We start from the raw sequence: 14,953 nt of genomic DNA on the forward strand, positions 1-14,953 counted from the left end.
GCAGGCGGCAGGCGGCAGGCGGCAGGCGGCAGGCGGCAATCATGACGTCACGGCCGCTCCGTCATTCCCGCGTCCCGATGGCGTCCACCGGGCGGACCCGGAGCATCAGCCGGGCGGGCAGCATCGCTCCGGCCACCGCCAGCAACGCCGTCGATCCGACGATCGCGAGCCAGCCCAGCACCGGCACCGTCGGCAGCGGCCCGCCCGTCAGCGCCAGCGCGACCAGCGCCAGCGGCGGCACTGCCAGCACGGTTCCCAGGAGCCCTCCGACGGCCGCCACCGTGACGCTCTCCCGCCGCATCATGCCCAGCACCTGGGACCGGCTCGTACCGGTCAGCCGCAGCAGCGCGAACTCCCGCCGACGGGTCACGGTGTTCATCGCCTGCGTGTTGACGACCGTGAGAGCCGTGTAGGCGATGATGACGCCGACCACCACGTAGTTCACCCACGCCGACGCCTGCTGCTCCGCCACCCGGGCGCCGGCCGCCGGCGTTCCGCTCACCGAGGTGCCCGGGTACCTGCGCACCAGAGCGGACAGCCCCGGTACACCGTCCTCCTCGGACTCGATCAGTACCGACCGGTCGACGCGCGCGCCGGTGTGGGACAGCAGCAGGTCGTGGTCGAAGGTGAGATCGGCGAAGCCGAGCCCGCGGCCGTACACGGCGACGACCTCGCCGCTGAAGGGCGTGCCGTCCCCGAGGTGGAGACGTGCCCGGTCGCCGACGCCGAGCCCGAGCCAGGAGGCCGCCGTCGTGCTGAGGGCGACCGTGTCCGCGGTCAGGGCGGACAGGTCTCCCTCGCGGACGTCCAGGTCGACGGTGCGGGACAGGGCGGAGGGCTGCAGTCCCTGCGCGGTCAGGGAGACGGTTTCCTCCGTGCCCAGCAGCGTGCCCACGCCGACGGCCTCGGAGCGGACCACGCCGGTGGCAGCCTTCACCCCGGGCAGTTCGGCGGCCCGCCGTGCGAGGTCGGGCGACATGCCGTGCGGAGCGTCGAGGATCTGATCGGCGACCGTGCCGGAGCGGATCTCGTGCGCGGCCTGGTGGAGCTGGGTGGTCTGGGTGAAGACGACCGTCGCGGCGAAGGACACCGACAGCAGGAGCGGGGTGACGGCGGCCGCGGTCCGCGCGGCGCGGGCACGGGAGTTCGCCGCCGCGAGCCAGCCGGTGACACCGGTGCGGACCAGCAAGGGGGCCAGGAGGGCCGTCGCGGCCCGGGTGATCAGCGGGCCGAGGACCGCGGCGGCGATGACGAGCACCAGCACCAGTGAGTTCGCCAGTCCGACCAGGGTCATGAAGTCGGTGCGGTAGCCGAGTCCCAGACCGAGCACGGACGCGGCCAGCGCGAGCAGGACACCGCCGGTGACCAGGCGTCCGCGGCGGAGACCCGCGCCGTCGGCCGACGCCTCGCGCAACGCCTCCGTGGGACGGACCCGCGCCGTCCCGCGGGCCGCGACGAGGGCCGCGGTCACCGCGGTCAGCACCGTGGCGCCCACGGCCGCCAGGAACGGGAGCGGGCCCACCACCGGCCGGAAGTCCGGTGGCACCAGGCCACGCCCGGCGAACTGGCCGCTCAGCCAGTACACGACACCGACGCCGAGCGGACAGCCGAGCACGCCCGCGACCGATCCGGCCACTGCGGACTCCGCCGTGATCATGCGGCGGAGCTGGCCCGGGGTGGTCCCGATCGCGCGCAGCAGGGCCATTTCCCGGCGGCGGTGGCGGACGGCGAGGGACGTGGTGGCGCACAGCACGAACACGGCCACGAGCAGGACGTTGCCACCGATGGCGGTGGCGAGCTGCACGAGGCCGGCCGCGCCCACGGCGACGTCGGTGAACTCCGCCTCGCCCCGGCCGTCGCCCGTGTGGACGGCGGCGCGGTGTCCTGCCAGTACCTGTTCGACGGCCGGCGCCACCTTCGAGGGGTCGACACCCGGCCGGGTGAAGACGCCGAAGGCGTCGACGGCGGTGCCTGACCGGGGCACGAGCCGCTCCATCGCGGCGGAGGAGGCGAACAGCACCGCCTGCCGGGGAGTGCGGCCCCCGTCGAGGGCCACCAGCCCGGCCACCCGGAAGGTGAGCGGCGTGGAGGACGCCATGAGCCGTACGCTGTCGCCGGTCCGCAGTCCGGCCCGGGCCGCGAGGTCGGTGTCCAGGACGACCTGGCGGGCGCCCCGGGGGCTGTGCCCCTCGGTGAGGCCGAAGCCTCCCAGGACCCGGCTCCTCCAGGTGTGCGCCTGCGGCACGGCGCCGTTGGCGCCGGTCACGATCCGGTCCCCGGCCAGCAGACGGACCGTGGCACCCCGGTCGGGCACCACGGACGCGACCCCGTCCAGAGCGGCGAGGCCGGCGGCCAGGGAGGCGTCGAGCCGCGGTCGTTCGGACAGCGGCTGGGAGCTGTCGTAGACGGATCCGTCGGCGGACTTCACTTCGAGGTCGACGGACTGCCGGCCGGCCACGATCAAAGGAGCCTTGTCGTACCGCTCGGGCGGCGCGGCCGCGCGCAACCCGGATTCCAGGAGCACCCCGCAGGCGGTGATCACGCTCGCGCCCAGCAGGAGCGCGGCGAACGTGGCCGCGAAGGCCCCGCCGCGGGTGCGCAGCGTGGCGAGGGCGACGCGCAGCATCAGCGGATCCTCCGCAGCTCGGTCATGACGTCCTTGATGTGCGGGGCGGAGGGCGCGTCCACGCGGCGCGCCACGCGTCCCGCGGCCAGGAAGACGACTCGGTCGGTGTGCCGGGCGGCGGCCGGGTCGTGGGTGACCATCACCACGGTCTGGTGCAGGTCGGTGACGGCCTGCCGGAGCAGGGCGAGGATGTCGTCGGCGGTGTCCGGATCGAGTGCGCCGGTCGGTTCGTCCGCGAAGATCACCTCGGGGCGGGTGATGAGGGCGCGGGCGATGGCGACACGTTGCTGCTGTCCGCCGGAGAGTTCCGCGGGGCGCCGGCCGAGCAGGCCGGCGAGACCCACCGCGGCGGTGACGCTGCGGACCGAGTCGTGGTCCGTTTCCGCTGCCGCGAGCCGCAGCGGCAGGGTGATGTTCTGCTCGACGGTGAGTGCGGGCAGCAGGTTGAAGGCCTGGAAGACGAATCCGACGCGGGTCCGGCGGAAGCGGGTGAGCTGCGTCTCGTTCAGCTCGCCGAGGTCCTGGCCGCCGAGCCGGACGGTTCCGGAGGACGGCCGGTCGAGTCCGGCGGCGCAGTGCAGGAAGGTGCTCTTCCCCGACCCGGAAGGGCCCATGACAGCGGTGAAGCTGCCGGCGGCGACGCCGACGCTGACATCGTCGAGCGCGACGACCGCGGAAGGGCCGCGGCCGTACTCCTTGGTCACCCGGGTCAGCCGTACGGCGCTGCGCGACGGGTCGATGCCGATGGGGTCGCCGGGGGACTTCTTCCGGCTGCGTGCTCCGAGCATGGTCGAACCTCACGTCGGGTGGCGGATGACGGACGGCTCCAGTCCACCGGCCTCCGCGGCCCCGGACCTCCGCCGTCGCGTCGAATCACGCACTCGTCCCGGCGGGTGAGGCGGATGCCGGACTCCCCCGCCCGGAGGAGGGCACGCGGCATCCCCGAGCGCCGTCGGCGGTGCGTCTCCTCCGCGAGGAGGAGGGCCTGGAGGAGGAAGGACGGCCGCGCGGTTCAGCCCTGCGGAGGTCGGTCCCCGTGAGCGGCGCCTCTACCGTTGCCTCATGAGAGAGTCGGGGTCCTTCGCGGGCCACCAGGTGCCGGCCGCGGTGACGGACGTGACGCTGGCCGCACTGGCGGCAGCCGCGTGCCTGGCCCTGCCGGAAGCGATCCCGCCCGGCGGGTACACGCTGCGGGCACCGGACGGCCGGTGGCTCGTGCTGGTGCTGCTGTCGAGCCTCCCCCTCGCCGTGCACCGGAAGACGCCGCTGGCGGGTCTGCTGGTGATGGCGGTCGCGTCCGGGACCCTGCAGCACCTCTCCTACATCCCCCGGCTCGCCGGGCCGGACGGCACGTCGATCGGGCCGACCTATCTGGCCGTGGCGGCCGCCGTGTTCCTCACCGCCGTGCGCGGTGTGCCGTGGGTGACGACTTTCGTGGCCGCCGTGTTCATTCCTCTGAGCGCGTCGGCGGAGGCGTTCCTCGCACCGTCCGGGCACCGGCTCGCCGCGCTGCTGACCGATGCCGTGCTCCTGTTGGCGGCGTGGGCCCTGGGCCGGTTGTCCCGGGCGCGGACGGCCGTCCGGGACGAGGCCATGCAGCGCGCCGCCGCCCTGGAGCGGGAACAGGCGGCCAACGCACGGGCCGCGGTGATGGAGGAGCGGGCGCGGATCGCCCGTGAACTGCACGACATCGTGGCGCACAACGTGAGCCTGATGGTCGTGCAGACCATCGCGGCCGACCGCGTCCAGGACCGGTCCCCCGACAAGGCTCACGAACTGCACGCCGCCGTCGAGCGGACGGGCCGGGACACCGTCACCGAACTGCGCCGGCTGCTGGACGTCCTGCGTACCGACGAGGACGCGGAGGAGGCACCGTCCAAGGAACCGCCCCAGCCGACCATCGACGCCCTGCCCGCCCTCATCGACGCCGTGCGCGCCACCGGCCTGGAGGTGGACCACCAGGTGTCGGGCACGCCGGTTCCCCTGCCCGCGGGATACCACCTGGCGGTGTACCGCGTCGTCCAGGAGGCGCTGACCAACACGGTCAAGCACGCCGGCGCGACCCGTACCCGCGTCCGGCTGCTGTGGGGTGAGGAACCGGAGCGGCTGCACGTCCGCATCTGTGACGACGGGCCCGGCGGCGCCGGTGGGACCACGGCACGGGCTCCCGTTCCCGCGGGCGGCTCCGGTCATGGTCTGCTGGGCATGCGGGAGCGGATCGCCGCGACGGGCGGCACCCTGCACACCGGTCCGCGGCCCGGCGGCGGATACTGCGTCCACGCCGTGCTCCAGCTGCCCGAGCACGACGACATCACGAGCACCGGAGGAACTGCCCACCATGCGGCCCATCAGCGTCCTGCTGGCTGACGACCAGCCGATGATCCGGACCGGCTTCCGGTACATCCTGGAGGCGGAGCCCGACATCGAAGTCGTGGGTGAGGCCGCGGACGGCCGGGAGGCCGTCGAGGAGACCCGGCGGCTGTCACCGGACGTCGTGCTCATGGACATCCGCATGCCGGGGACGGACGGAGTGGAGGCGACCCGTTCGATCGTCGACGGCGGGCTCCGCAGCCGGGTCATCATCCTGACCACGTTCGATCTCGACCAGCACGTGGTCGACGCCCTGCGGGCGGGCGCGAGCAGTTTCCTCGTCAAGGACGGCCCGGCCGACTCCCTGGTGTCGGCCATCCGTACGGTGGCCGCCGGCGAGGCCGTGCTCGCGCCCCGCGTCACCCGGCGTCTGCTGGAGCGTTTCGCGGGCATGCCCTCCGAGGCCGCTTCCTCCGTCCCGCCGCGCCTGGACGTTCTGACCGGGCGCGAGGTGGACGTGCTGCGGACGCTGGCCCGCGGTCTGTCCAACGCGGAGATCGCCGCGGAGCTGGGCATCGGCGAGACGACGGTGAAGACGCACGTCGCTCACATCCTCGAGAAGTTCCACCTGCGTGACCGGGTGCAGGCGGTGATCCTCGCCTACGACTCGGGGCTGGTGACCCCGCGCCCGGCCCACCGGCCCGGACCGTCCTGACCCGCGTCTCCGGGCCGCGCCGTGCCCGGCGTGCCTCCTCGCCCCGTACGCCCCGTGGCGTGCGGGGCGAGGCGACCCGCGGCGGCCCGCGGGGAATACGCCGACCGGGGCGGCCACCCGGTCACCGCGTACTTCTCGGGCGAAGATCTACGGCATGGGCCGAGCGGCCGCGCAGGAAGTCAGAGGGCCGAGGCGGAGTCCTCTCGGCAGATGGTCGCGTGCGAGGCGTTTGAAAGTGCCATGTCAGTACAGACGATGCATTGACAGGAACTTTATACGACCAGGTAGGAGACGCATCATGGGCATCATCGCTTGGATCCTCATCGGCCTGCTCGCGGGCTTCATCGCCAAGGCCCTGATGCCGGGCAAGGACCCCGGCGGCATCATCATCACGATGCTCATCGGCATCGCCGGTGGCCTCCTCGGCGGCTGGCTCGGCAAGGTGATCTTCGGTGTCGACTCCATCGACGGCTTCTTCGACCTGTCCACCTGGGTCGCCGCCATCATCGGCTCCGTCATCCTCCTGCTCGTCTACCGTCTGGTCACCGGCAACCGCCGCTCCCACCGCCACGCCTGACCCCCACCCGTAGCACGCGAAACGGCTCCTCGTCCCACCCGACGAGGAGCCGTTTCCGGTGTTGCCGCACCGAGCCAAGAGCCCGGGGAAGGTCTTCAGGTTTCCTTCCGGTCTTCCGGTCCGAGCGTTCGAGGACTTCGGAGAGCCGGCAGAGCTCGGTTCGGCCGCCGGTCGCCGCCGCGGGTGATCCGGTGGCGGCCGGTCGCCCGGAAGAGACCGGGATCCGGGCTGCGCCGACGAAGGGGAAGGGCCGCCCCGGACCGCAATCGGCCCGGGCGCGACCGTACGTACGCCGCGGCCCCGCCGAGCTACGCGCCGACGAGTTCGGACAGGACGTCCTCCATCGTGACGAATCCGATCACGGTTCCCTTGTCGCCGGTGACAGCGGCGAGGTGGGTGCCGTTGATCCGCATCGCGGTGAGGGCGTCGTCGAGCGGGGTGTCGATCTGCACGCGGGTCACGGGGTGCAGGGCGGTGCGGGGGAAGGGCTTGTGCCGTTCGGGTACGCCGATGGCGTCCTTGATGTGCAGGTAACCCATGATCGTGCCGCCGGGGCCCAGGACGGGCATCCGGGAGTACCCGGCGCCCGTGGCCGCCTTCTCCAGCTGGGCGGGGGTGACGCGGTGGTCGACCGTGCTCATGCGGGCCAGTGGGACCAGGACCTCGCCGACCGGGCGGGTGCCGAGCTCCAGGGCGTCACGCAGCCGTTCGCCGTCGGCGGGGTCGAGCAGGCCGGCCCGGCTGGAGTCGGCGACCAGGCGGGCGAGTTCGTCGTCGGTGTAGACGGCGGCGACCTCGTCCTTGGGCTCGACCTTCAGCATGCGCAGCAGGGCGTTGGCGAAGGCGTTGATGCCGAAGATGACGGGCTTGAGCGCGCGGGTGAGCGCGACCAGCGGCGGGCCGAGGACCAGTGCGGTGGGCACCGGGGCGGCCAGGGCGATGTTCTTCGGCACCATTTCGCCGAAGAGCATGTGCAGGTAGGTCGCGAGCGTCAGGGCGATGACGAAGGCGATCGGGTGGATGAGCCCTTCGGGCACACCGGCGGCGTGGAACGGCGGCTCCAGCAGGTGGGCGATGGCCGGCTCGGCCACGGCGCCCAGGACGAGGGAGGAGACGGTGATGCCGAGCTGGGCGGTGGCCATCATCGCCGACAGGTGCTCCACCCCCCACAGGGTGGTCCTGGCACGTCTGTCGCCGTTCTGGGCCTTGGGTTCGATCTGGCTGCGGCGTACCGAGATCAGGGCGAACTCGGCGCCGACGAAGAAGGCGTTGGTGAGCAGGGTCAGGGCGCCGATGAGCAACTGGACGGTGGTCACAGGGCGATCTCCTGCTCGGCGGGCTCGGCCACGGGGGCGGTGAGGACGAGGCGGTCGGCGCGGTGGTGGTCGACGTCGAGGACGGTGATGTCCCATCCGTCGAAGTGCACGGTGTCTCCGGGCTCGGGGATGCGTTCGAGAAGGGTGGCGGTCAGGCCGGCGAGGGTCTCGTAGGGGCCGTCCGCGGCACTCAGGCCGATCTCGGTGAGACGGTCGGTGCGGACGCTGCCGTCGGCCTCCCAGACCCGGCGGCCGTCGTCGCCCGCGGGCCGCAGGAGCAGGTCGGGGGCCTCGTGGGGGTCGTGTTCGTCGCGGACCTCGCCGACGACCTCCTCGATGATGTCCTCGACGGTGGCGACGCCGGCGGTGCCGCCGTACTCGTCGATGACCACGGCCATGGTCCGCTCGGTGCGCAGCCGCGCGAGGAGGGTGTCGACGGGCAGGCTGTCGGGCACCAGCAGCGGCGGCGTCGTCAGTTCGGTGACCGGCGTGCCGTCGCGCCGGTCCTCGTCCAGGGCGAGGACGTCGCGGATGTGGAGGGTGCCGATGATCTCGTCCAGGCTGTCGCGGTAGACGGGGAAACGCGACAGGCCGGTGGCGTGCGTGAGGTTGACCGCGTCCGCTGCGCTGGCGTGGGCTTCGAGCGCCTTGACGTCCACCCGCGGGGTCATGACGTTCTCGGCCGTCAGCTCACCCAGGTGGAGGGTGCGCACGAACAGCTCGGCGGAGTCCTTCTCCAGCGCGCCCTGGGCGGCGGAGTGCCGGGCGAGGGCCACCAGCTCCTGCGGGCTGCGGGCGTGGGCGAGCTCCTCGGCCGGCTCCAGGCCGAAGCGGCGCACGAACCGGTTGGCGGTGCTGTTCAGGTGCCCGATGAAGGGGCCGAAGACGGCGGTGAAACCGCGCTGTGGGGTGGCGACGACCTTGGCCACGGCCAGCGGCCGGGAGATCGCCCAGTTCTTCGGCACCAGCTCACCGACGACCATCAGCACCACGGTGGAGACGGCGACACCGAGGACGGTGGCGATCGTGGAAGCCGCGGCTCCCAGGCCCATCGCGGTCAGCGGGCCGCGCAGCAGCGCGGCCAGGGACGGCTCGGCGAGCATGCCGATCACCAGCGAGGTGACGGTGATGCCCAGCTGGGCTCCGGAGAGCTGGAAGGTCAGCCGCCTGACGGCCTTGAGCGCACTGTCGGCGCCGCGCTCACCGGCCTCGGCAGCACGCTCGAGGTCGGCGCGCTCGACCGTGGTCAGAGAGAACTCGGCCGCGACGAACACCGCGCACGCGAGGGTCAGTGCCAGGGCGAGCAGGAGCAGCAGGAACTCGGTCACCGTGCCACCCCCGATGTGCAGCTCGCTGTCGGACGGGGTATGGCACGGCTCGTACTGGGAGGTTCACCCATTGCGGGTCTGCTGCTCCTTCATCACTCGGCCACCCCCGGTGCAGGGGTGGAACGTCTTCGTCGGGAGGGAAGTCTCCCCACCCAATAGTAAAGGACTGGCAAAGCTGTCATGAAGTGGCTGACCACGAGGCGTTTCCGGACCATCGGACGCCGTTCCTGATGGCGTGATCGCCCGCTGGGCCGTGGCGCCTGCGGCGCGAACACCCACGACGGCCTCGGCCCGAGAGGGTGACGCGGGCGGCGGACGCCACGATCCGGCCAGGGGCACCCCCCTTCGAGGACGACGGTGCCCCTCACCGGCCGAGGAGTCGAACCGCTGCCGGAGCGGAGGGACGCGTCGGACTCAGAGGTTGATCATGTGTCCCGCGATACCCTCGACGGCTTCCTTGACCGCCTCCGACAGGGTGGGGTGGGCGAAGATGTTGCGCGCGACCTCGTCGGCGGTCAGGTCCCACATCTGCGCCAGCGTCAGGGCGGGCAGCAGCTCGGTGACCTCGGGGCCGATCATGTGGGCGCCCACGATCTCGTTGTGCCGGGCGTCCGCCACGATCTTCACGAAGCCGACGCCCTCGGCCATGCCGCGCGCCTTGCCGTTGGCGGAGAACGGGAACTGCGCCACCTTGACGTCGAATCCCAGTTCACGGGCCTGGGCCTCGGAGTAGCCGAAGGAGGCGATCTGCGGCTGGCAGAACGTCGCCCGCGGGATCATCGCGAAGTCGATCTCCTGGGTCTCCGCGTCGGCGATGGTCTCGGCCGCCACGACGCCCATGGCCTCGGCGGTGTGCGCCAGCATGAGCTTGCCGGTCACGTCACCGATGGCGTAGACGCCCTTCACATTGGTGCGTCCGCGGGCGTCGACGGCGATCGCGCCGCGCTCGGTGAGCTCCACGCCGGTCGCCTCCAGGCCGTAGCCCTCGACCCGGGGCGTGAAGCCGAACGCGGCCAGCATCTTGTCGGCTTCGAGCACTTTGGACTCGCCGCCCGCGGCCGGGCTGACGGTGACCTTGACGCCCGAGCCGGTGTCCTCGACCGAGTCGACCTTCGTGGACAGCAGGACCTCGACGCCCAGCTTGCGGTACTGCTTCAGCAGCTCCTTGGAGATGTCCGCGTCCTCGGTCGGCACCATGCGGTCGAGGAACTCGACGATGGTCACCTCCACGCCGAAGTTCTTGAGCACGTAGGCGAACTCGACACCGATCGCGCCGGAACCGCCGATGATGATCGAGCGGGGCAGGTTCTCGTCGAGGATCTGCTCCTCGTAGGTGACGACGTTGGCGCTCGGGCTCATGCCCGGCAGCATCCGCACCTGCGCACCGGTGGCGATGATGAGGTCGTCGCAGGTGTACGACGTCGTCACGCCGTCCGAAGCGGTGACGTCCACGGACTTCGGGCCGGTGAGCACACCGCGCCCGTGCACTTCGGTGATCTTGTTCTTGCGCATCAGGTAGTGCACGCCCTTGGCGCTGGCCTCGGCCACCGACCGGCTGCGCCGGTGGGTGACGGCGAAGTCCATGGTGGCGTCACCGCTGATCCCGAACGTCTTCTTCTCGTGCGAGAGGATATGGGCGATCCCGGCGTTGCGCAGCAGTGCCTTGGAGGGAATGCATCCGACGTTGAGGCACACGCCGCCCCAGTACTTCTCTTCGACGACCGCGACCGACTTGCCGAGCTGGGCAGCGCGGATGGCGGCGACGTATCCACCGGGGCCGGCGCCGAGGACAAGAACATCAAAGTGAGTCATAGCGCCAGCCTACTGATTCCCCTGGTGCCGGGTGGCGGGTGAGCGCGGGGAGAGCGGCTGCGGCGCGGACGGCCCTCAACTGACCGTTGGCCGGACCGGGGTTGCGGCGGGATCGCCGGCAGGTGATCGACGGGATCCTGCACCGGGTACGGACCGCAGCGCAGGGGCGGGACCCGCCCGAGAAGCACGGCCCCGGAAGACCGTCTGCCACCGCGCTCCGGCTGAGCGTGCCGGATCGGCCGGCCCCGTCCCGGCCGGCCCCGTCCCGGCCGGCCCCGTCCCGGCCGGCCCCGTCCCGGCCGGCTGCCGCCGGCTCGGCCCGGCCGATCCACGTCGTTGCGCGCGCGTCCTGGGGGCCGCCCCATGCGCTGAACGCGGCCGTGCCCCGTTCCTCAGGACGCCGGGGCCGGCGGCGCCGTCTCCGGGGCCGGGGCGCTGGGCTCGGGTGCCGGGGCGCTCGGGGGGTCCGTCGCGCCGCCCCCGGGCGTGCCGTCCGACGGGGGCGGCTGCTCCGACCGGGGTTCCTCGGGAGGCGAGGACTGCGGCTCGGACGACGGTGGCTCGGACGACGGGTCGGACGGTGACGTGGGGTCGTCCTCCGGAGAGCCGCTCCTCGGGGAGTCGCTCTCCGGCGCGTCGCTCCCCGGGGAACCGCTCCCCGGGGAGTCGGTCGTGCCGGATCCGTCCCCGGACGGCGCGGAGGGCTCCTCCTTCGACGGCGGGTCCGCCGGACGGTCCTCGTCGCCGGTGTCGCCCTGGGGACGCTCGAACCACTCCTTGCGCTCGGGGTCGTAGAGGACGAAGGCGTCGAGGGGCTCCTTGGCGGGCGAGACGACCACGACGTCCTGCCCCCGGTACGACGGCCAGGGAACGCCCTTCACCTCGGCCGCGGACCGCTGGGCGACCGGCGGGAGCAGCGGGTTGCCGCAGACGCAGCGCACCCGGGGCACTCCGCGGTCGTCGACGAGGACGGCGGTGCCCGCCTGGAGGACGGCCTGGTAGGGCACAGCCCGGCCGTCGCGGTAGCCGTGGCTGGTGACGCGGGTGTCGTAGCGCAGCTGTACGGGGGTGAGCGAGCGCAGGTAGGCGGGGACCTCGGAGGGCCGGATGCCCTGGACGGAGGCGAACGCCCGGTTCTTGTCGGGGTCCTTCCGGAGTTCCCCGATCTGTTTCTCCACGTCGCAGCTGCCGGTGTCGCGGGTGCCGCCGTACAGGCCGGGCGCGGAACCGCTGATGCCGAGCCGCACGTTGGCGGACGGGGACGGCGTGTCCGGGGCGTCCGGCGTCGAGGGGGTGGCCGGCGGTGCGGAGCTGTCGGTGGCCGAGGAGTCGGTGAACGGGTCGGGGCCGGCCTCGCCCGCCGGCAGCAGGAACACCTCGGCGCCGGAGGCGGAGCCGCGCTCGGAGCCGGCTCCCCCGCCGCCGGAGCGGCCGAGGACGACGGCGAGGATCACGGCCGCGACGACGGCCGTGGCGACGACGGCGACGAGGGGCACGGACCTCCACCACGGCCGCCGGCCGGGCCCCTCCCCGCCGTCACCGGACCCGCCCGCACCGCCCGGCCCCGGAGGACCACCCGTGCCCCCCGGCCCCAGGGGGCCGCCCGCGCCGCTTCCGGCGGGTCCGCCGCCCCGCTCCCCGGGCGGCCCGTGCCCGCTCGGCCCGGAACGACCCGACAAGGGGCCGGACGGTGGTCCTGTGGGTCGGCCGGGAGACGGCTGTTCGGCGCTCACGAGGCCTTCTTCCCGCCGTGGGCGTCATGCGGCAGCGCCGTGGAGGCCGCACGGGACGAAAGTGACTCATCGGTTCTTCGGGTGACACCACCATTGTGTCCACCGGTCCGGGACGGCCCGCAAGCGGGCGCGGCCGCTCCGTCCGGCGCGCGAACCGTCCCTGCTCTGCCCGGCGCGGGCAGGGTGAGCACCCGGACCCCGCACCTCCGCTTCCCCTTCGGCCGGGCGCCGTCCGGCCGAAGGGGCACGGCACGGCCGGGCGGAGGCGCCGGCGGTGGTCCTCGCCGGACCGGTGGTGAGGGCGGTGGTCGCCCCGCCCGGTCCGTGGGCGGCCGGGTGCCGCGGACCTTCCCGGCGGCGCGTTCCCGAACCGTCGGGACCGCCCTCGTGGCGGCGGCCGGGGGCGCGGTCGAACTCCCGGGCAGCGCGGGGAGATCGCCGCGCCGCAGGCCGTCCTGGCCGTGGTCCCCTGCCGGCGACGCTCTCGGGAACCCGGGTGGCCGCCGGCGGTTTCCCGCGGCCGCTCGGGCGCGGGACGGTGGCGGGGTGCCCGAACCGGCGGGCCGGGCCGGCCGGACCGCCACGCCGCGGGTGATCGCGCCGGTCGCCCTGCCCTCGGTGGTCCGTCGGTCGTCCACGGCCCCCGGGCGACGGGACGGCCGGTGGCCTGGGCGGCCTGTTCGGGGGGTCGCCCGGGGCGGGTTTCACGACCGACGTGGTGCCGGCCGTGTTCTTCGGACCGCTGTGGTTCGCGGGCGTGTTCGTCCCGGCCCTGCCGGTGGCGCGCGGGGCACCGCCGCCCGCCCGGCCGGCGCGCTTCCGGGAGCCGGCCGTCCGGCCGCGTACGCGATGGCCGTGCCGCTGCTCGCGTGCGTCGCGCCGGGCCTGGTGACGCGCTGCCGGTGGCGGTCGGCCCGGGGCGCGTCGCGGACACGTCCGCGGTGGTGTCGCTCGGGCTGCCGGACCTGGTGGGGCTCGCCTTCACGGCCGGGCCCGGCGCCTGCGGGGAGGGCCGCGTGGCCGGTCAGCGGCGGAAGACCGGGCGGGCCCACCCGGGCGGTTCCGGCGGGGCGCTCCGCGACGGTGTGCGGACCGCGGCGGCGCGCAGTGCGGCCACGAACGCGAGGCAGGAGCCGTACCGGTCGTCCGGGCTCTTGGCGAGCGCCTTCGCCAGGACGCCGTCGACGGCGTCGGGGACGCCGGGGCACCGGCCGGCGAGCGGGGGCGGGTCGTCGTACTGGTGGGCCCACAGCAGCGCCATGTCGTCGTCGCGCCGGAAGGGCGGCCGGCCCGTCAGCATCTCGTGGACGACGCAGGCGAGGCTGTAGACGTCGCAGCGGCCGTCGACCGGCTTGCCGGAGATCTGCTCGGGCGCCACGTAGTCGAGGGTGCCGACGAACTGGCCGACGCGGGTGAACCCGCTCAGCGACAGCGACTTCTTCGTCAGGCCGAAGTCGGTGAGGTAGACGTGCTCGGGGTGGTCGCTGTCGGTGCCCCGCGCGACGAGGATGTTGCCGGGTTTGACGTCCCGGTGCACCAGCCCGTGGTCGTGCGCCGCGTCCAGCGCGGAGGCCACCTGCGCGGTGATGCGGACCGCCGCGGCGAGCGGCAGCGGTCCCTGCCGGTCGAGCAGGTGGCGCAGGTCCCGCCCGGGGACGTAGCGCATCGCGATGTAGAGGACGCCGTCCGTCTCGCCGGCCTCGAAGACCGGCACGATGTGCGGGTGGTCGATCGCCGCGGCCACCCGCGACTCGCGCGTGAAGCGGTGGCGGAAGGTGTCGTTGCGGGCGAGTTCGGGCGCCAGCAGCTTCAGTGCGACGGTCCGCTCCAGGCGCAGGTCCCTGGCCCGGTAGACGACGGCCATGCCGCCGCGGCCGATCTCGCCCTCGACGAGGTAGCCGGCGATCCGCCGGCCGACGAGGCCGGACGGGCGGCCGGCGAGCGGGGTGCCCTCACTCATCGGGAGGCACCGACGGGACCGCCCGGGTCGGCGCGTGGTCCGGTGCGTGGTCCGCTCCGCGCACGGCCCCCGTCGGCTGCGGCTCCGCCGCCGGGTCCCGCGTGGTGGCGTACGGGCTCAGCCGGGTCCCCTCGCAGTACAGCCAGCGCTCCCCTTCGGCGTCGTACAGCCACAGGCACTCGCCGTCGACCACGAGCCCGATGCGCAGCCCGCCGGTGCGGGAGCGGAACGACTCGCCGTCCAGGCGGCCGTCCGCCAGGTCCTCGAGCGCGGCGCGGTAGCGGCGCACGGCCTCCTCCGCGCGGGCCAGCGGCGGCCGGGGGTCCTCCGCCGGGGCGGGTGCGCAGCCCGCGGCGGGCGGGTCCTGGGGCACGGCGACGAGGAGGCGGCTGTCCACCCAGGCCGACCAGCCGTTGGAGCACAGCACCTGTCCCCAGTCGCCGCGCCGGTCGACGAGCCGGACCGGAAGCAGCCCGTCCAGGGCGACGGTGGGCCGGGCCGGGTCGGGGGCCTCCCAGGCGGGCATGCCGTCCAGGGGGACGACGTGCGTGGGACGGAATCCGGGCACGGTCATGG

General features: G+C 73.8%; 11 protein-coding genes. 3 read left to right on the forward strand and 8 right to left on the reverse strand.

What is annotated here, in order from left to right; genetic code table 11:
* Nucleotides 1–61: 61 nt before the first annotated feature.
* A complete protein-coding gene (locus ACIF8T_RS32140; RefSeq protein WP_400039897.1) occupies nt 62–2,626 on the reverse strand; it encodes an FtsX-like permease family protein in 2,565 nt (854 codons plus the stop codon).
* Nucleotides 2,626–3,414, reverse strand: a complete 789-nt coding sequence (locus tag ACIF8T_RS32145; protein ID WP_400039899.1) for an ABC transporter ATP-binding protein — start codon at nt 3,412–3,414, stop codon at nt 2,626–2,628. Before ACIF8T_RS32145 ends, ACIF8T_RS32140 begins: the two co-directional genes overlap by 1 nt.
* Nucleotides 3,415–3,688: 274 nt before the next feature.
* On the opposite strand from ACIF8T_RS32145, the gene ACIF8T_RS32150 reads away from it, so the two are divergent.
* From ACIF8T_RS32150 to ACIF8T_RS32160, 3 genes are all read left to right on the forward strand, one after another.
* The gene (locus ACIF8T_RS32150; RefSeq protein WP_400039901.1) at nt 3,689–4,993 is read left to right on the forward strand and encodes a sensor histidine kinase; all 1,305 of its coding nucleotides are present in this window, start codon (nt 3,689–3,691) and stop codon (nt 4,991–4,993) included.
* Nucleotides 4,965–5,651, forward strand: a complete 687-nt coding sequence (locus ACIF8T_RS32155) for a response regulator (RefSeq protein ID WP_400039902.1) — start codon at nt 4,965–4,967, stop codon at nt 5,649–5,651. The genes ACIF8T_RS32150 and ACIF8T_RS32155 overlap by 29 nt, the downstream gene beginning before the upstream one ends.
* A 298-nt stretch (nt 5,652–5,949) precedes the next feature.
* On the forward strand, nt 5,950–6,228 hold the full coding sequence (locus ACIF8T_RS32160) for a GlsB/YeaQ/YmgE family stress response membrane protein (RefSeq protein ID WP_400039904.1): 279 nt from the start codon (nt 5,950–5,952) through the stop codon (nt 6,226–6,228).
* Nucleotides 6,229–6,536: 308 nt separating this feature from the next.
* Here ACIF8T_RS32160 and ACIF8T_RS32165 read toward each other — a convergent pair whose 3' ends face one another.
* From ACIF8T_RS32165 to ACIF8T_RS32190, 6 genes are all read right to left on the reverse strand, one after another.
* On the reverse strand, nt 6,537–7,544 hold the full coding sequence (locus ACIF8T_RS32165) for a hemolysin family protein (protein WP_400039905.1): 1,008 nt from the start codon (nt 7,542–7,544) through the stop codon (nt 6,537–6,539).
* Entirely contained in the window at nt 7,541–8,872 is a 1,332-nt protein-coding gene (locus ACIF8T_RS32170) for a hemolysin family protein (RefSeq protein ID WP_400039907.1), read from the reverse strand. Before ACIF8T_RS32170 ends, ACIF8T_RS32165 begins: the two co-directional genes overlap by 4 nt.
* Nucleotides 8,873–9,286: 414 nt before the next feature.
* Entirely contained in the window at nt 9,287–10,684 is a 1,398-nt protein-coding gene (gene lpdA / locus ACIF8T_RS32175; protein ID WP_400039909.1) for a dihydrolipoyl dehydrogenase, read from the reverse strand.
* Between the two features lie 392 nt (nt 10,685–11,076).
* A complete protein-coding gene (locus tag ACIF8T_RS32180; RefSeq protein WP_400039910.1) occupies nt 11,077–12,417 on the reverse strand; it encodes a DUF6777 domain-containing protein in 1,341 nt (446 codons plus the stop codon).
* Between the two features lie 1,024 nt (nt 12,418–13,441).
* Nucleotides 13,442–14,377, reverse strand: a complete 936-nt coding sequence (locus tag ACIF8T_RS32185; protein WP_400039912.1) for a serine/threonine-protein kinase — start codon at nt 14,375–14,377, stop codon at nt 13,442–13,444.
* Nucleotides 14,370–14,951 carry a hypothetical protein gene (locus tag ACIF8T_RS32190; protein WP_400039913.1) on the reverse strand — a complete coding sequence of 194 codons (582 nt, stop codon included), beginning with the start codon at nt 14,949–14,951 and terminating at the stop codon, nt 14,370–14,372. Before ACIF8T_RS32190 ends, ACIF8T_RS32185 begins: the two co-directional genes overlap by 8 nt.
* Between the last annotated feature and the right edge of the window lie 2 nt (nt 14,952–14,953).

Origin of the sequence: Streptomyces sp. NPDC085946 (assembly GCF_044540485.1) — a bacterium.
Taxonomy (GTDB): domain Bacteria; phylum Actinomycetota; class Actinomycetes; order Streptomycetales; family Streptomycetaceae; genus Streptomyces.

Excerpts from the sequence above, each read along its gene's own strand:
- ACIF8T_RS32185 (WP_400039912.1), bottom strand. The coding sequence starts at position 14,377 with ATGAGTGAGGGCACCCCGCTCGCCGGCCGCCCGTCCGGCCTCGTCGGC.
- lpdA (WP_400039909.1), bottom strand. The coding sequence starts at position 10,684 with ATGACTCACTTTGATGTTCTTGTCCTCGGCGCCGGCCCCGGTGGATAC.
- ACIF8T_RS32145 (WP_400039899.1), bottom strand. The coding sequence starts at position 3,414 with ATGCTCGGAGCACGCAGCCGGAAGAAGTCCCCCGGCGACCCCATCGGC.
- ACIF8T_RS32150 (WP_400039901.1), top strand. The coding sequence starts at position 3,689 with ATGAGAGAGTCGGGGTCCTTCGCGGGCCACCAGGTGCCGGCCGCGGTG.
- ACIF8T_RS32140 (WP_400039897.1), bottom strand. The coding sequence starts at position 2,626 with ATGCTGCGCGTCGCCCTCGCCACGCTGCGCACCCGCGGCGGGGCCTTC.
- ACIF8T_RS32155 (WP_400039902.1), top strand. The coding sequence starts at position 4,965 with ATGCGGCCCATCAGCGTCCTGCTGGCTGACGACCAGCCGATGATCCGG.
- ACIF8T_RS32160 (WP_400039904.1), top strand. The coding sequence starts at position 5,950 with ATGGGCATCATCGCTTGGATCCTCATCGGCCTGCTCGCGGGCTTCATC.
- ACIF8T_RS32190 (WP_400039913.1), bottom strand. The coding sequence starts at position 14,951 with ATGACCGTGCCCGGATTCCGTCCCACGCACGTCGTCCCCCTGGACGGC.